This is a genomic window from Stenotrophomonas thermophila, from assembly GCF_001499715.1.
In the GTDB taxonomy this organism is placed as follows: Bacteria; Pseudomonadota; Gammaproteobacteria; order Xanthomonadales; family Xanthomonadaceae; genus Stenotrophomonas; species Stenotrophomonas hibiscicola.
The window spans coordinates 16,292-31,579 of sequence record NZ_CVIW01000019.1; the positions used below are offsets into that span (position 1 = coordinate 16,292).

12 protein-coding genes and 1 riboswitch are annotated in these 15,288 nt (G+C 66.8%); of the genes, 6 read left to right on the forward strand and 6 right to left on the reverse strand.

Annotated features, from left to right (window positions below; all coding sequences use genetic code 11):
• Nucleotides 1–3 precede the first annotated feature (3 nt).
• Complete coding sequence (locus tag BN1263_RS10265; protein WP_058980975.1) at nucleotides 4–963, reverse strand: L,D-transpeptidase family protein; 960 nt, start codon at nucleotides 961–963, stop codon at nucleotides 4–6.
• Between the two features lie 235 nt (nucleotides 964–1,198).
• On the opposite strand from BN1263_RS10265, the gene BN1263_RS10270 reads away from it, so the two are divergent.
• Nucleotides 1,199–3,325: a methyl-accepting chemotaxis protein gene (locus tag BN1263_RS10270; protein WP_058980977.1), complete on the forward strand. Its 2,127-nt coding sequence runs from the start codon at nucleotides 1,199–1,201 to the stop codon at nucleotides 3,323–3,325.
• Between the two features lie 89 nt (nucleotides 3,326–3,414).
• Here BN1263_RS10270 and BN1263_RS10275 read toward each other — a convergent pair whose 3' ends face one another.
• Both BN1263_RS10275 and BN1263_RS10280 read right to left on the reverse strand, forming a co-directional pair.
• Complete coding sequence (locus BN1263_RS10275) at nucleotides 3,415–3,705, reverse strand: hypothetical protein (protein WP_044570698.1); 291 nt, start codon at nucleotides 3,703–3,705, stop codon at nucleotides 3,415–3,417.
• Nucleotides 3,706–3,719: 14 nt separating this feature from the next.
• Nucleotides 3,720–4,259: a hypothetical protein gene (locus BN1263_RS10280; protein ID WP_005414174.1), complete on the reverse strand. Its 540-nt coding sequence runs from the start codon at nucleotides 4,257–4,259 to the stop codon at nucleotides 3,720–3,722.
• Nucleotides 4,260–4,399: 140 nt separating this feature from the next.
• On the opposite strand from BN1263_RS10280, the gene BN1263_RS10285 reads away from it, so the two are divergent.
• Entirely contained in the window at nucleotides 4,400–5,140 is a 741-nt protein-coding gene (locus BN1263_RS10285; RefSeq protein WP_058980979.1) for an alpha/beta fold hydrolase, read from the forward strand.
• Nucleotides 5,141–5,149: 9 nt separating this feature from the next.
• On the opposite strand, the gene BN1263_RS10290 is transcribed toward BN1263_RS10285, so the two are convergent.
• Nucleotides 5,150–5,641 carry a hypothetical protein gene (locus tag BN1263_RS10290; RefSeq protein WP_049404556.1) on the reverse strand — a complete coding sequence of 164 codons (492 nt, stop codon included), beginning with the start codon at nucleotides 5,639–5,641 and terminating at the stop codon, nucleotides 5,150–5,152.
• A 22-nt stretch (nucleotides 5,642–5,663) separates the two neighbouring features.
• Nucleotides 5,664–7,754 (reverse strand): catalase, encoded by a 2,091-nt coding sequence (locus BN1263_RS10295; protein ID WP_058980981.1) that lies wholly within the window; start codon nucleotides 7,752–7,754, stop codon nucleotides 5,664–5,666.
• 114 nt (nucleotides 7,755–7,868) lie between these two features.
• Between BN1263_RS10295 and BN1263_RS10300 the strand changes: the two genes are divergently transcribed.
• The 3 genes from BN1263_RS10300 (at nucleotide 7,869) to BN1263_RS10310 (ending at nucleotide 10,594) form a co-directional block, all read left to right on the forward strand.
• Nucleotides 7,869–8,591: a helix-turn-helix transcriptional regulator gene (locus tag BN1263_RS10300; protein ID WP_058980983.1), complete on the forward strand. Its 723-nt coding sequence runs from the start codon at nucleotides 7,869–7,871 to the stop codon at nucleotides 8,589–8,591.
• A gap of 82 nt (nucleotides 8,592–8,673) precedes the next feature.
• Complete coding sequence (locus tag BN1263_RS10305; protein ID WP_058980985.1) at nucleotides 8,674–10,041, forward strand: amino acid permease; 1,368 nt, start codon at nucleotides 8,674–8,676, stop codon at nucleotides 10,039–10,041.
• A gap of 142 nt (nucleotides 10,042–10,183) precedes the next feature.
• Nucleotides 10,184–10,594: a VOC family protein gene (locus BN1263_RS10310; protein WP_058980986.1), complete on the forward strand. Its 411-nt coding sequence runs from the start codon at nucleotides 10,184–10,186 to the stop codon at nucleotides 10,592–10,594.
• An 83-nt stretch (nucleotides 10,595–10,677) separates the two neighbouring features.
• Here the strand turns inward: BN1263_RS10310 and gcvP are convergent, their stop codons facing one another.
• Nucleotides 10,678–13,545 (reverse strand): aminomethyl-transferring glycine dehydrogenase, encoded by a 2,868-nt coding sequence (gene gcvP, locus BN1263_RS10315; protein WP_058980989.1) that lies wholly within the window; start codon nucleotides 13,543–13,545, stop codon nucleotides 10,678–10,680.
• Between the two features lie 62 nt (nucleotides 13,546–13,607).
• A riboswitch (glycine riboswitch) is annotated at nucleotides 13,608–13,710 on the reverse strand.
• Nucleotides 13,711–14,009: 299 nt separating this feature from the next.
• On the opposite strand from gcvP, the gene BN1263_RS10320 reads away from it, so the two are divergent.
• Nucleotides 14,010–15,236, forward strand: a complete 1,227-nt coding sequence (locus tag BN1263_RS10320; protein ID WP_058981019.1) for a multidrug effflux MFS transporter — start codon at nucleotides 14,010–14,012, stop codon at nucleotides 15,234–15,236.
• Nucleotides 15,237–15,288 lie beyond the last annotated feature (52 nt).

Here is a 15,288-nt window from a genome sequence, read left to right on the forward strand (position 1 = left end):
GGCTCACTCCTGCATCACCACGGGTACCGAGGTATCCACTGCATCGGCTACGCGCAACGCATCCCAGTTGGTCATGCGCACGCAGCCATGCGATTCGGTCTTGCCGACATGGCCGGGTTCAGGCGTACCGTGCAGGCCATAGTGCGGCTTGGAAAGGTCGATCCAGACCCGCCCCACCGGATTGTTCGGGCCCGGCGGCAGCGTTGCCTTTTTCTCGCCCTTGCGCGCATCCCAGAACAGTTTCGGGTTGTAGTGGAAGGGCGGATCGCGATACACGCCGAGGATCTTCCATTCACCGATCGGCAGCGGGTCATGCTGGCTGCCGGAGGACACTGGTACCTGCGCAATCACCTTGCCCTGCGCATCCAGCAGCTGCAGCGTGGAATCGGATTTGTCGACCACCACTTTGGCCGCCTTCGGCAGCGGGGCCGGGGCGATGTTCGGCACCTGGATGCGGCTGCCGGCCTTGGCCAGATCGACGCCGGGATTGAGTGCCTTCAGCAGCTCAGGGGAGGCGTGGAAGCGCTCGCCCAGGCCTTCTTCCACGCTGCTGAAGCCCAGCGACTTCAGCTTGGCCTGTGCGGCGGGCCCTTTGGGAATCGTCTGGAACGGGCCGGCCACATCCTCTGCGGTCAGGGTGTAACTGACCAACGGGGCCACTGTATCGGCCTGTAGCGCTTTCCAGGTGGCGTCGTCCAGTTCACCGGTCACGGTCAACCCGCGCGCTGCCTGGAAGCCGGATACCGCACGGCGCTGGTTGCTGCCCACTTCACCATCGATCTGGCCCGGCGAGAAATTCGCGCGATCCAGCAGCACCTGGGCGTGCAGCGGCGAGCGCGGCGCGGTATCGGGTCCGGCCTTCTCGGCAATGGGCTCCGGCAGCTGGGCCGGCGGCGGCACCTGCGCGAAGGCGGGGGACACCAGCAAGGACAGGGCGAGCAGGGCGGGGCGGTATACAGGCATGGAGGACTCCGGCAGATGGCAGCTCTACCCTGCCCGGAGAGGCTGCGCAGCCCCCGTGAAAGCGACCTGATGCCGGCATGAGCAGGGCAGCCCTGGCGTGGCCCGGGCCCTTGTCGCAGAAGCGCCGTGCGTGGCCCCACCAAGGTGAACGGCTGCCGACGCCCGTGCGTGTTGCCGATAAAGAATGCCGGCAGCGCGGCCGATACGGGCGCATCCCCCCGTTTTGGATACCCCCATGAACTACTTGAGGAACGTCAGGGTTGCCTGGCGTCTTGGGCTGGGCTTTGGCCTGTTGCTGCTGCTGGTTGCCGCCGTGGTGGCCACCGGCGCCACTGCCAGTGTCGTGCAGAAGCGCGCGATGCAGCAGGTGGTCGACGTCAGCGTGGCCAAGGTGCGCCTGTTGTCGCAGATGCTTGATGCCAACAACCAGATGATGGTGGTGCGCCGCGAGATGCTGATCCGCCAGGGTGATCACCGCACCGGCGACGAGAAGCGCATTGCTGATCTGGTCAAGCGCTACGAGGCCAGCTGGAGCGCCTACCAGGCGCTTCCCAGTGACGCCGAAGGCAAGGCCATCGCTGAAACCATCGCCGCCAAGCGAGCCGTTGCTCGCCCGCTCAACAAGCAGACCAGCGAACTGATGGAGCAGGGCGACTACCCGGGCGCCGTGGCGCTGACCCTGGGCCCGGTGCAGGAAGCCGCCAACGGCTGGAACAAGGCGCTGTCCGATGGCGTGGACTTCGAGGAGAAGGAAAGCCGTGAGGCGGCCGCCGAGGCGATCCGCCTGGGCGAGCGCAGCCTGCTGCAGTTGCTGGTGCTGGGCGGCGTTGCGCTGCTTGCTGGCATCGGTGCCTCGGTGATGATCGGCCGCAGCCTGACCGGCCCGCTGGCCCGCGCGGTGAACCTGGCCGAACGCCTGTCCAAGGGCCAGCTGGACCAGGAGTTCCGCCTTGGCGGCCGCGATGAACTGACCCAGCTGGGTGAAGCCATGGCCAGCGTGCGCCAGAGTGTGCAGGCGGCGATCGGCGCGCAGCTGCAGATGGCCGAACAGCACGAGGCGGGTGCGATCCGTTACCGCATGGACGCCAGCGCCTTCCCCGGTGATTTCGGCCGCATGGTGCAGGCCACCAACAGCCTGGTCGAATCGCACGTGCAGGTGGAACTGCTGATGGCCGAAGTGATGCAGCGTTACGCGATCGGTGACCTCAGCCGCGACCTGCCGGACTACCCGGGCGAGAAGGGTACGCTGACCCGCACCCTGGCCGCAGTGAAGCAGAGCCTGATGGCGATCAACGCGCAGATCGATGCACTGGCCCGGGCCGCGCGCGCCGGTGATTTCAGCATGCGTGGCGACGCCGCTGCGTTCCAGTTCCAGTTCAAGGCGATGGTCGAGCACCTCAACGGCATGATGGCCAGTTCGCAGGCCAGCATCGCTGATGTCTCCGATGTGCTGCGTGCGATCTCGCACGGCGACCTGACTGCACGCATGGACGGCGAGTACGACGGTGTATTCGCCCGCATGCGTGACGACGCCAACACCACCACCGCGCAGCTGACCGGCATCGTGCGTGGCATCCAGGTGGCCGCCGACAGCATCAACAACGCGGCGCAGGAACTGGCTGCCGGCAACAACGACCTGTCGCGCCGCACCGAGCAGCAGGCCGCCAACCTGGAAGAAGCCGCCGCATCGATGGAGGAACTGACCTCGACTGTGCGCCAGAATGCCGAGCTCGCTCGTCAGGCCGACAGTGAAGCGCATGCCGCCGGTGCCGCCGTACGCGAAACCGAGCAGGCGATGGCGCAGATGGCGTCGGTGATGGGTGAGATCGATCAGTCCTCGGCACGCATCTCGGAAATCTCCACCGTGATCGACGGCATCGCGTTCCAGACCAACATCCTGGCGCTGAATGCTGCGGTTGAAGCCGCGCGTGCAGGTGAGCAGGGCCGTGGTTTTGCCGTGGTCGCCAGCGAGGTACGCACGCTCGCACAGCGTGCCGGTGTCGCCGCCAAGGAGATCAAGGAACTGATCGAAGACGCCGCTGCCAAGGTGAAGAGCGGCCTGGCGGTGACCGTTGAATCGGAAGCCGCGATCGCCCGCGTGGCCCAGGCCAGCTCGCGCACCACGCAGCTGATGAGCGACATCGCAGCGGCCAGCAAGGAACAGGCCGCCGGTATCGAGCAGGTCAACCAGGTGGTGGTGCAGATGGACCAGGTAACCCAGCAGAACGCTGCGCTGGTGGAAGAAGCCACTGCCGCCAGCCGCGCGCTGGAGGAACAGGCGCATGCGCTGACCACGTCGGTGGCGGTGTTCAAGGTGGAGCAGGGCGCGCGCATGCCCATCGTGCCTGCGCAGGCGGCGTAAGCAACCTGCGACTGGATGTTGGATGACGCCCTGCATGCGATGCCCCGCATGCAGGGCACCGCATGCACGCAACCGGTCGGTGCCGCTGGCTAGCGGCCGCCCGCGGCGCGTTCGATCAGCCAGCCGGCTGCGTACAGCAACAGCAGTGTTGGCGGAACCAGTACTGCATACGCGGTCGACCAGGGTTTGCCGTACAGCAGGCTGCCTGCGCCGATGGCATCGAGTGCAGCAGACTGCAGGGTGATGGGGAGCGACATCAGGATATAGGCCCCCTTCGGGTCCGCATCCGACTGCGCGCCGTGAACCAGCCATGCGGTCAACAGCAGGTAGACCACGCAAAGCGCAAGACCGGTCCAGCTCAGTAATCGCCGCATCTTCATCCGCATGCCTCCGTTCAACGGACGTCGAAGTGAGCCTGCAGAGGCAGGCTCACATTCCGCAGCAGATCCCTGACCACCACCTGCGCAGTCCACGTGCCTTTCGGATCACTGGCCTCGGCCACGAACTTCAGGTGCAGGTTGGTCATGTACAACAGGGTTGGCGGGCCGGGCAGGGCAGCGGTGAAACAGGGAACATCGCGTTCGTCGATGCTGGTAGTGCCGTCCGGGCGCAGCATGCGCAGATCGCAGTGCACCTTGGGTACGCGGTTCTCATCCAGTTGCGGGTTGGACAGGAATGTCAGCAGGAACAATTCACCGCCCGGGTGGACTTCGTCGGCCTGGGTAAAACCGGGAGTGGTCTCTGGCGGGGTCTCCCACTTGGCCTGCCAGTCGGCATCGGAGGTGACCAGCAGCGATGCCGCAAAGCCACCGCTGGATTTCATGGCATCGGTCTCCGGCATCGCCTTGCCTGCCCCGTTTATCCAGCCATCGTTGGCGGAACTGTTCAGTGGCAGCATCATGGCCATCATGGCCAGCGCGTAGGTCCATCGCATCAGAGGCTCTCCTTGGCAGCCGCGTCCCACGGCAGAGCGGGCAGTATCGCTCAACCTTGACCGGCAAAGCAGCAGGAGAGCCGGAGCAGAGCTACCGTTGCCTGCCGATGTGGGCGATGCTTGCCAGCAAAGGAGGTGACATGGGAATCGGGCGCGAGGAAAAGCCGGGCTGTGATTCAGCATCACCCCCGCCGCAGCACGTGCTGATGCTGCCCGGGCTGGATGGCTCCGGCAGGCTGTCGATCCCGTTTCTGTCAGCACTCCAGGCTCATGGGCTGACGACGCAGGCGATTACGCTGCCTGCGCAGGGAGGGCAGGATCACGCCACGCTGGCCCAACGGCTGTGGTCGCAGCTGCCCGGCCATCCCTTCATCCTGCTTGCCGAGTCCTTCTCGGGCCCGTTGGCGGTTGAACTGGCCACGCGACTGCCCGCCGGGCTGCGCGGACTGGTGCTTGCCGCGACCTTTGCGCGTCGGCCGGTGCCATTGCCGGCAGCCAGCGCAGCCCTGCTGACGCCGGCCTGGCCTCTGCCTCCCGTGGCGTTGCTGGCGCGCCTGCTGCTGGGGCGGTGGCGCACCCGCGAGCACCTGTCGATGCTGCGCGATGCGCTGGCCCGGATTCCGGCGGCCACACTGCGGCGACGCGCCGCAGCGACCCTGCGCGTCGACGTACGCGCATTGCTGCCGACAATCGACGTGCCGACGCTGTGCCTGCACGCGTGCCATGACCGCCTGCTGTGGCCGCCCAGCGTGGCAGAACTGCAGGCCCTTTTGCCGGATGCCCGGCATGTTTCGCTGGAAGGGCCGCATCTGCTGCTGCAGGCACGCGCTGACGCAGCCGCAGCCGAAGTTGCCGCGTGGATGAGGACGCTGTCGCCCTGATCGAAGGACTCAGCCGCGCGCGCGGGTACGCGCGGCCTTCTTCGCCGCCACCTTGCGCACGGTCTTCTTCGCCGCACGTGTCTTCGCCGCCTTCTTCGCTGCAGCACTGCGCGAGGCGGCTGTACCGGCCTTCTTGGCCGCTGTCTTCTTTGCGGTTTTCTTTGTGGCTGTCTTGCGAGCCGGTGCCTTCTTTGCCGCCGCCTTCCTGGCTGTCGTCTTCTTCGCAGGTGCCTTCTTCGCCGCCGTCGTCTTGGTCGTGGCCTTCTTTGTGCCCGACTTTCTGGCAGGCGCCTTCTTGGCAGCCTTCTTGGTGGTCGCCTTCTTCGTACCCTTGCGCGCGCTGCCGCTACGCTTGCCACCACCATCCTGCTTGTTCACGGTCGCCCAGGCAATGCGCTCGGCCGTGCCTTCGCTGGCACCGCGCTCGCGCTCGCTTTCCTCGATGTGCTCGGCCTGGCGCTTCTGTTTATCGGAGTATGCGGATTTGTCACCACGGGGCATGACAGTTCTCCTGTTGTTGTAGTCAGGCCAGCAGGCGCAGCTTGGGTTCGCGCGCCCACTGGCGGGTGGCGGCCGCCGCCAGGAATGCCTTGGCGTCTTCCGCTTCGACGATGCCGGCGTCGTTGCCGACCCTTGCCGCCTTCAGCAGCGTCTGGCCGCCCGCATCGCTGGCGATGGCCTTCAGGTGCGCCCACGCCTGGCTGACGAATTCGATGGCTGCACTCTCTTTCGACAAGGCCTTCGCCGCTTCCGGGCTGAGCACCACGGCTACTGCATCGAACACGGCCGACGGGGTGCCCGCCAGTTGCCCATCCGCCGCCTGCAGCGCGCCATCGCTGAGCGTGGCGCCACCCACTCTGGGGGCGACCAGCTTCACATCCGCACCTGCTTTCCTGGCTGCCTTGCTCAGGCTGGCAATGATCCGGGCATCAGAACCCTCATCGAACAGGATGCCGATGCAGCGCCCTTGCAGGGTGGGTTTGTTGCGACCGATCACCCGCACTTCGGGGGCGGGGGGCATGTCCCGCACTGGGGTAGCGGTCGGCGCCGGGTCGGGCAGTGCAGGCAACGCCAGACCATCGGCCACGCGCTGCGCCAGTGAGTCATCGATGTTGCGCAGGTGACTGACGGTGCGTACCCGCACCTTCAGCGTTTCCACCTTGGACAACTCGAACACCAGCGCCGATGCCAGATGCGCCTGCTCCGGCTTTTCGAGGCTGCGGAAGAACATGCGGGCCTGGCTGTAGTGGTCGGCGAAACTCTCCGCGCGGGTGCGACCCTTGCGGCCATCGTCGGCGCTGGCATGGCTGCGGAATCCGGCAGGCGTCTCGCGCGGGGTGTCCTCCTGCAGCGAACTGGGATCGTAGGCCACCCGGCCCTTGGGAACCTGCATCTGCATGTGGCCGTCGCGCTGATGATTGGCAAACGGGCACTTGGGCGCATTCACCGGGATCTGGTGGAAGTTCGGGCCGCCCAGGCGCAGCAGCTGGGTGTCCAGGTAGGAGAACAGGCGCCCCTGCAGCAGCGGGTCGTTGCTGAAGTCGATGCCCGGTGGCACGTTGGCCGGGCAGAAAGCCACCTGCTCGGTCTCGGCGAAGAAGTTGTCCGGCCAGCGGTCCAGCACCATGCGCCCGATGACCTGCAACGGCACCAGCGATTCGGGAATGATCTTGGTCGGGTCCAGATGATCGAACGGGAATGCGTCGGCGTCTTCTTCGGTGAACAACTGCACCGCCAGTTCCCATTCCGGGAAGTCGCCGCGCTGGATGGCCTCGAACAGGTCACGGCGATGGAAGTCATTGTCGGCCGACTGCAGCTTCAGCGCTTCGTCCCAGACCGTGGACTGGATACCCAGCTTGGGCCGCCAGTGGAACTTGACGAACGTTGACTCGCCGGCCTCGTTCAGCAGGCGGAAGCTGTGCACACCGAAGCCTTCGATCATCCGCAGCGAACGCGGTATGGCGCGGTCGCTCATCGCCCACATGATCATGTGCATCGATTCGGGCATCAGCGAAATGAAGTCCCAGAAGGTGTCGTGGGCCGAGGCGGCCTGCGGGAAGGCACGGTCCGGTTCCATCTTCACTGCGTGCACCAGGTCCGGGAATTTCATGGCGTCCTGGATGAAGAACACCGGAATGTTGTTGCCGACCAGGTCCCAGTTGCCCTCCCTGGTATAGAACTTGACCGCGAAGCCGCGCACGTCGCGCGGGGTATCCACCGAGCCTGCGCCACCGGCCACGGTCGAGAAACGGGTGAATACGGGTGTTTTCACCCCCACCTCGGTCAGGATGCGCGCGCGGGTATGGGCGGCCAGTGACCGGGTCAACTCGAAGTAGCCATGCGCCGCGCTGCCACGTGCGTGCACGATGCGCTCGGGAATGCGCTCATGGTCGAAGTGGGTGATCTTCTCGCGCAGGATGAAGTCCTCCAGCAGCGTAGGCCCCCGAGGTCCCTGCCGCAGGGAGTTCTGGTTGTCTGCCACCGGGATGCCCTGATCGGTGGTCATCGCCGGATGACTGCCCCCGGCCTGCTGGTGCAGTTCATCGCCGTTGCCGCGGTGGTGGTTCTCGGCGTGGGTGGTTGCGCGCTTGCCGGTCGGCTTGCTGGCGGCCATTGACGTTGGCTCCGGATGCTCAAAGAGAACCACGACACTGGAACCGGGCCCGTTAAACCGAGGTCCGGCAAAGGTGAACGTACGGGCAAAAGCGGGCTCGGGTATGCTTGCCGCATGCGAGTCGAGCCCGCCGACATCGAAGCCCTGTTCGACGCCATCCCGGACGTGCTGTTCTTCATCAAGGACCGCCAGGGACGGTATACCCACGTCAACCAGACCATGCTGCGGCGGCTGGGCCTGCGCGCGCGCAAGGACGTCATCGGGCGGACCGCGGCCGAGATCTACCCGACCGGCCTCAGCGCGGACTATGTCGACCAGGATGCCCGTGTGCTGTCCGGCGAGGTGATCGAGAACCTGATGGAGCTGCACCTGTTCGCCAACCGCGAACCGGGCTGGTGCCTGACCTGCAAGCGTCCGCTGCTGGTTGATGGCGCCATCGAGGGCCTGATCGGCATTTCCCGCGACCTGGGCCAGAAGGACAGCCTCGGCACCCAGTATGAGCAGCTGCGGCTGGCGCTGGCCCACCTCAACGCGCACTACGCCGAGAACGTGCGCATGCAGACCCTGCTGGACATCACCGGCTTCTCGCTGTCCAAGCTGGAGCGCAGCTTCCGCAAGGTGTTCCAGATGACCCCGCAGCAGGTGCTGACCCGGCTGCGGATCCAGATGGCCATGCACCTGCTGCATGGCGATGACAGCATCACCTGCATCGGCCAGGCCTGCGGTTTCAGCGACCAGAGCGCCTTTACCCGCAAGTTCAAGGCTGAAACCGGTTTCTCGCCGCGTGCCTATCGTGCCCGTATCGGCGGTGGTGTCGGCGAGCCGGCACTGGCCTGAGCCGCCTGCTGCGCTGTGCCTATCCGCGCGGGCATGGGACAGGGTAAGGTGTCGCCCCTGTAGCCCGCCGCCAGCCCTGCCGATGCCCAACTCGATTCCGACCGCTTCGCCGTCCCGCCTCGGACATTCGCTCAAGCCCCGCCAGCTGATCATGATGGGCTTGGGCAGCGCCATCGGCGCCGGGCTGTTCCTCGGTTCGGGCGTGGGTGTGCAGGCGGCCGGTCCGGCCGTTCTGGTCTCGTACTTGGTCGCTGGCGCGCTGGTGATCATCGTCATGAACGCACTGGGCGAGATGGCGGCGGCCAAACCGACCAGCGGCGCGTTTTCGGTGTACGCGGCCGACGCCATGGGCGCCACCGCCGGTGCCACGGTCGGCTGGCTGTGGTGGGTGCAGCTGGTGATCGTGATCGCCGCCGAAGCGGTAGGCGCGGCCGGGCTGTTGGCCACGGTCTGGCCCGCGGTGCCGGTGCCGATGGCTGCATTGGCCTTCATGCTGTTCTTTACTGCGATCAACCTGCTCGGGGTGAAGAACTTCGGCGAGTTCGAATTCTGGTTCGCCATCCTGAAAGTGGCGGCGATCCTGGCCTTCATCGCCATCGGCGTGGCGCTGCTGATGGGCTGGCTGCCGCAGGTGACCTCGCCGGGCCTGAGCAACTTCACCGAGCATGGTGGCTTCGCGCCGAAGGGCCTGGCCGGTATTGGCGCTGCACTGCTGGTTGTCGTTTTTGCCTTCGGTGGCACCGAGATCGTGGCCGTTGCGGCGGCGGAGACCGAAGATCCGGAGCGCAGCATCGCCCGTGCCATCCGCACCGTGGCGTGGCGCATCCTGGTGTTCTACATCGGCTCGCTGAGCGTGATCATCGCCGTCGTGCCGTGGACCAGCGAGGCGCTGAAGTCGCCCTTCGCCGCGGTGCTGGACATTGCCCGTATTCCGGGTGCAGGCACCGCCATCACCCTGATCGCGGTGATCGCGCTGCTGTCGGCACTCAATGCCAACCTCTACGGCGCCTCGCGCATGATGTATTCACTGGCGCAGCGACGTGAAGCCCCGGCCGTGCTGGGCTGGACCGATCCGCGCCAGGTGCCGGTGATTGCCGTGCTGGCCAGCGTGCTGTTCGGTTTCGCCGCCACGGTGATGGAACTGCTGTTCCCGGACCGGGTGCTGCCGGTGCTGCTGAACATCGTCGGTTCGACCTGCCTGCTGGTGTGGACGCTGTCGCTGGTCTCACAACTGGTGTTGCGCCGCCGCGCGGATCGCCTGGGTATCCGGCTGCCGTTCCGCATGGCGGGCTTCCCGTGGCTGACCTGCTGCGCGCTGGCGATCCTGGCGCTGATCTTCGGCCTGCTGCTGAGCGAGTCGCACACCCGCCTGCAGTTCCTGTCGATGGTGGCGCTGACCGCCACCATCGCCGCCGGCAGCGCCATCGCGCGGCGCATGCGCGAGGCGTGATTCTGTAGAGCCGACCCTATGGTCGAGGCTGCTGTTTGCGCGATCGCCAGCCGAGCATGGGCTCGGCTCTACAACAGGCACACACTCCGCGTGGCACTGTGCGCAGGTGGGCCGCCAGCGGCCCGTCGACCGGGAGTACCGCATGCTGCGCAGCCGTCCCTTCCTGATGTTCACGGGCCAGGCCGAGGCCGCCCTGGCCCTGTACGCCGAGGCCTTCGCCGATTTCCGCCTGCTGGCAATGCAGCGCCATCCGGACGGCGCCGGTGCCGGCGTGCCCGGGCAGGTCCGCCAGGCCATCTTCCTGCTCGGTGGCACCCACTACCTGTGCTTCGACAGCCTGGACGTGCACGACTTCACTTTCTCGCCGTCGATCTCGCTGTTCGTCGAGTGCTCCGGCGCAGAGCAGTTCGAGCGCGCGGCACGCGTGCTGGGCGAGGGCGGCCACTGGCTGATGCCGGTGGGCGAGTACGATTTCAGCAACCGCTACGGCTGGGTGCAGGACCGCTTCGGGGTGTCGTGGCAGTTGAGCCTGGGGCAGATGCCGGACCCGTGATCGGTTCAGCCGCTGCGCTCGCCGGGCATGGCCCGGCGCTACCGTAAACGAAAACGGCCCGCTTGCGCGGGCCGTTCCGTCAATCACGCTTCGACTTCATCGTCCTTGTAGGCATCGACCGGGATGCAGGCGCACATCACGTTCTTGTCGCCGTACACGTTGTCGACGCGTGCCACCGGCGGCCAGTACTTGCTCTGCTTCAGGCTGGCCAGCGGGAAGGCAGCCAGTTCGCGCGGGTAGGCGTGGGTCCACTCGCTGGCGGTCACTGCGGTGGCAGTGTGCGGCGCGTTCTTCAGCGGGTTGTCCTCGCGGTCCAGGCGGCCGTCTTCGATCGCGCTGATTTCCTCTCGGATCTGGATCATGGCGTTGATGAAGCGGTCCAGCTCGTGCAGCGACTCACTCTCGGTCGGCTCGACCATCAGCGTGCCGGCCACCGGGAAGCTCAGGGTCGGGGCGTGGAATCCGAAGTCGATCAGGCGCTTGGCCACGTCCTCGGCGCCGATGCCGCTGGTCTTCTCCAGCGGGCGCACGTCGAGGATGCACTCGTGCGCCACCAGGCCGTTGCGGCCGGTGTACAGCGTCTTGAAGTGCGGCGCCAGGCGCTTGGCGATGTAGTTGGCGTTGAGCTGCGCGACCTGGGTGGCCTTGCGCAGGCCTTCGCGGCCCATCATCGCGATGTACATCCAGCTGATCGGCAGGATCGAGGCGCTGCCGAAGCTGGCCGCGCTGACCATGCCGACCGGGCCGTTGTCACCCAGCTTGCCCGGCAGGAACGGGGCCAGGTGCTCCTTGACCGCGCACGGGCCGACGCCCGGGCCGCCACCGCCGTGCGGGATGCAGAAGGTCTTGTGCAGGTTCAGGTGCGAAACGTCCGAACCCCACTTGCCCGGCTTGGCCACGCCGACCAGGGCGTTCATGTTGGCGCCGTCGGTGTACACCTGGCCGCCGTGCTTGTGGATGATCTCGCAGATCTCGACCACCTCTTCCTCGAACACGCCGTGCGTGGACGGGTAGGTCATCATGATCGCGGCCAGGCGGTCGCTGTACTTTTCGGCGTTGAGGCGGATGTCCTCGACGTCGACGTTGCCGTTGGCATCGGTCTTGGTCACCACGACCTTCATGCCGCACATCTGCGCCGAGGCCGGGTTGGTGCCGTGCGCCGAATCCGGGATCAGGCAGATGTCGCGATGGCCCTCGCCGCGCGAGCGGTGGTAGGCACGGATCGCCAGCAGGCCGGCGTACTCACCCTGCGCGCCGGAGTTCGGCTGCAGGCTGACCGCGTCGTAGCCGGTGCATTCGACCAGCATCGCTTCCAGCGTGTCGATCAGTTCCTTGTAGCCCAGCGCCTGGTCGGCCGGCACCAGCGGGTGGATCTGCGAGAACTCCGGCCAAGTCACCGGGATCATCTCGGCGGTGGCGTTGAGCTTCATGGTGCACGAGCCCAGCGGGATCATCGTGCGGTCCATCGCCAGGTCCTTGTCGGCCAGCGAACGCAGGTAGCGCAGCAGTTCGTGCTCGCTGTGGTGGGTGTTGAACACCGGGTGGGTCAGGAACGCGGACTGGCGCAGCAGGCCCGCCGGCAGCGCGTCGGCGGTGCTGGCGTCCAGCGCATCGATGTCGGCCTGCGCGCCGAACACGGCGGCCAGCGCGACCACGTCGGCGCGGGTGGCGGTCTCGTCCAGGCTGATGCCGACCGAGTCGCTGTCGATCGCGCGCAGGTTGTAACCGGCGGCGCGTGCCTTGGCGTGGATCTCATCGGCGTGCACGCCGGTGACGTGCAGGGTGTCGAAGAAGTCGCCACCGACCTGTACGCCGGCGTTGCGCAGTGCCGCTGCCAGGATGGCGGCCAGGCGGTGGGTGCGGCGGGCGATGCGGATCAGGCCTTCCGGGCCATGGTAGACCGCATACATCGAGGCCATCACTGCCAGCAGCACCTGTGCGGTACAGATGTTGGAGGTGGCCTTCTCGCGGCGGATGTGCTGCTCACGAGTCTGCAGGGTCAGGCGGTATGCCGGGTTGCCCTGGGCATCGACCGAAACGCCGATCAGGCGGCCCGGCATCGAGCGCTTGTAGGCGTCACGGCAGGCCATGAAGGCGGCGTGCGGGCCACCGAAGCCGAACGGCACGCCGAAACGCTGGCTGTTGCCGACCACGATGTCCGCGCCCCATTCGCCCGGGGCAGCCAGGAGGGTCAGGGCCAGCAGGTCGGTGGCCACGGCCACCAGGCCGCCGCGTGCGTGCACGGCATCGACCAGCGCCTTGTAGTCGCCGACCTGGCCGAAGGTGTCCGGGTACTGCAGCAGCAGGCCGAAGGCTTCTGCTTCCAGTGCCTCGGCCGGGGTGCCGACGCGCAGCACGATGCCCATGGGCTCGGCGCGGGTGCGCAGCAGTTCCAGGGTCTGCGGGTGCACGGCATCGTGCACGAAGAAGGTGTCCGACTTCGACTTGGCCGAACGCTTGGCCAGGGTCATCGCTTCGGCGGCGGCGGTGGCTTCGTCCAGCAGCGAGGCGTTGGCGATTTCCATGCCGGTCAGGTCGGCGCACAGGGTCTGGAAGTTGATCAGCGCTTCCATGCGGCCCTGCGAGATTTCCGCCTGGTACGGGGTGTAGGCGGTGTACCAGGCCGGGTTTTCCAGGATGTTGCGCAGGATCACGTTCGGCGTGTGGGTACCGTAGTAACCCTGGCCGATGAAGCTGCGCAGCACGGTGTTCTTGTCGGCGATCGCACGGATCTTCGCCAGTGCCTGCACTTCGGTCATCGACTCCGGCAGCGCCAGCGGCGCCGGCGACTTGATCTTGGCCGGCACGATGGCATCGGTCATCGCATCCAGCGACGCGTGGCCGACGACGTCGAGCATCTGCGCGATCTCGGCATCGTTGGGGCCGATGTGGCGCTCGACGAACGCATTGTGGTGCTCGAGCTCACGCAGGGAAGGGGTGTTCTGGGACATGGCGAAGGATCCGTCAGGAAAGGGCACACGCACGGGCACAAGCCGCCGGTCGGCGGTCTGCGGGGCGCCCCTCTGTCCTTTTGCCTGAGAGTTTGGAAGCGCGGAAAACCGCGGCTTCGTGCCCCTTCGGCGCCGGATCGAACCGGTCTCTCCAGAGTTCTGTTACGGGTGGTATCGGGCCTGAGCGATTACGGGCGTTGCGCCTTCGGCAGCGGTGTTCCGCTTCTCCCACCGTGTTGCCCGCCGATTATAGCCCGTTGCGGGCCCGCTGGCCGCGCCCCGGCGCGGGCCCGCGGCTGAATGGCCGATGGCCCGGCCGTGCGTTTTGTGCACCGCTGCATGGCATCGGGCGCAATCCCCACCTATGATGGGCGGATACCCGAATTCATCTGGCGCCGTCCCCGTTGCAGCGGGACCGGCGCCCGCCGTGCGTGCCGCGCATGGCCCTGCCGGACGCTTCCTTCATGACCGCCGCCGTTGCTCCCTCCACCCGCCGCATGGCCCTGCTGCTCGCCGGCCTGGCCATGTTCGGCCCGTTCTCGATCGACACCATCTTCCCGGCGTTCCCGCAGCTGGCCCAGCGCCTGGCGGTGGACGAGGTGGCGGTGCAGCAGACCATCAGCGTGTACCTGCTGTTCTACGGCCTGATGAGTCTGGCGCACGGCCCGCTGTCCGATGCCTGGGGCCGCAAGCGGGTGATCCTCGGCGGTCTGGTGGTGTTCGTCGGCGCCTCGGTCGGCTGCGCGCTGTCCACCGACCTGTCCACGCTGCTGGCGTTCCGCGCGCTGCAGGGCCTGTCGGCGGGTGTCGGCATGATCGTCGGCCGCGCGGTGATCCGCGACCTGTACCACGGACACGACGCGCAGCGCCTGATGAGCCAGGTATCGATGCTGTTCGGCATCGCTCCGGCCATCGCACCGATCATTGGCGGCTGGATCCTGCTCAGTGGCGCCGGCTGGCCACTGATTTTCTGGTTCCTGGTGGTGTTTGCGCTGCTCCTGCTGGCGGCCACCGCACGCTACCTGCCGGAAACCCATCCGGTGGAGGCACGGGTGCCGTTGTCGCCGCGCGTGCTGCTGCGTGATTACGTGCGCATCGGTTTCAACCCGCGGTTCCTGCGCCTGGCGCTGGCCGGCAGCATCGGTTTCGGCGGCATTTTCCTGTACATCTCCTCGGCACCGGTGTTCGTGATGCAGCACCTGCACCTGGGCGAGGGCGGTTTCGCCTGGTTGTTCATCCCCACCATCGGCGGCATGACCACCGGCTCGTTCCTGTCCGGGCGCATGGCCGGGCACACCACGCCCACCCGCCAGGTGTCCATTGGTTTCGGCCTGTGTGCGCTGTCGGTGCTGCTGAATGTCGGCTACGTGGCGCTGTCGCCGCAGTTCGTGCTGCCGTGGGCGGTGCTGCCGATCTTCCTGGGCGGCATGGGCATGGCACTGATCTTCCCGATCCTGGCGCTGGCGGTGCTGGACATGTACCCGCACCAGCGCGGCCTGGCCTCGTCGCTGCAGGCCTTTGTGCAACTGATGATCAGCACCGTGGTGGCCGGCGTGGTGTCGCCGCTGCTCAGTGCCAGCCCGCTGCACCTGGCGCTGGGCCAGGCCGCGTTCTTCGGCGCCGGATTCGTGTTCTGGTACTGGGAACACCAGCGTGAACGCGCGGCGCAGGCAGCCTGCACGGGCCATTGAGCAGCGCGCAGGGGTAGGGCAGGCCGCGATGCCCGCAACGCTTGCGGCGAGG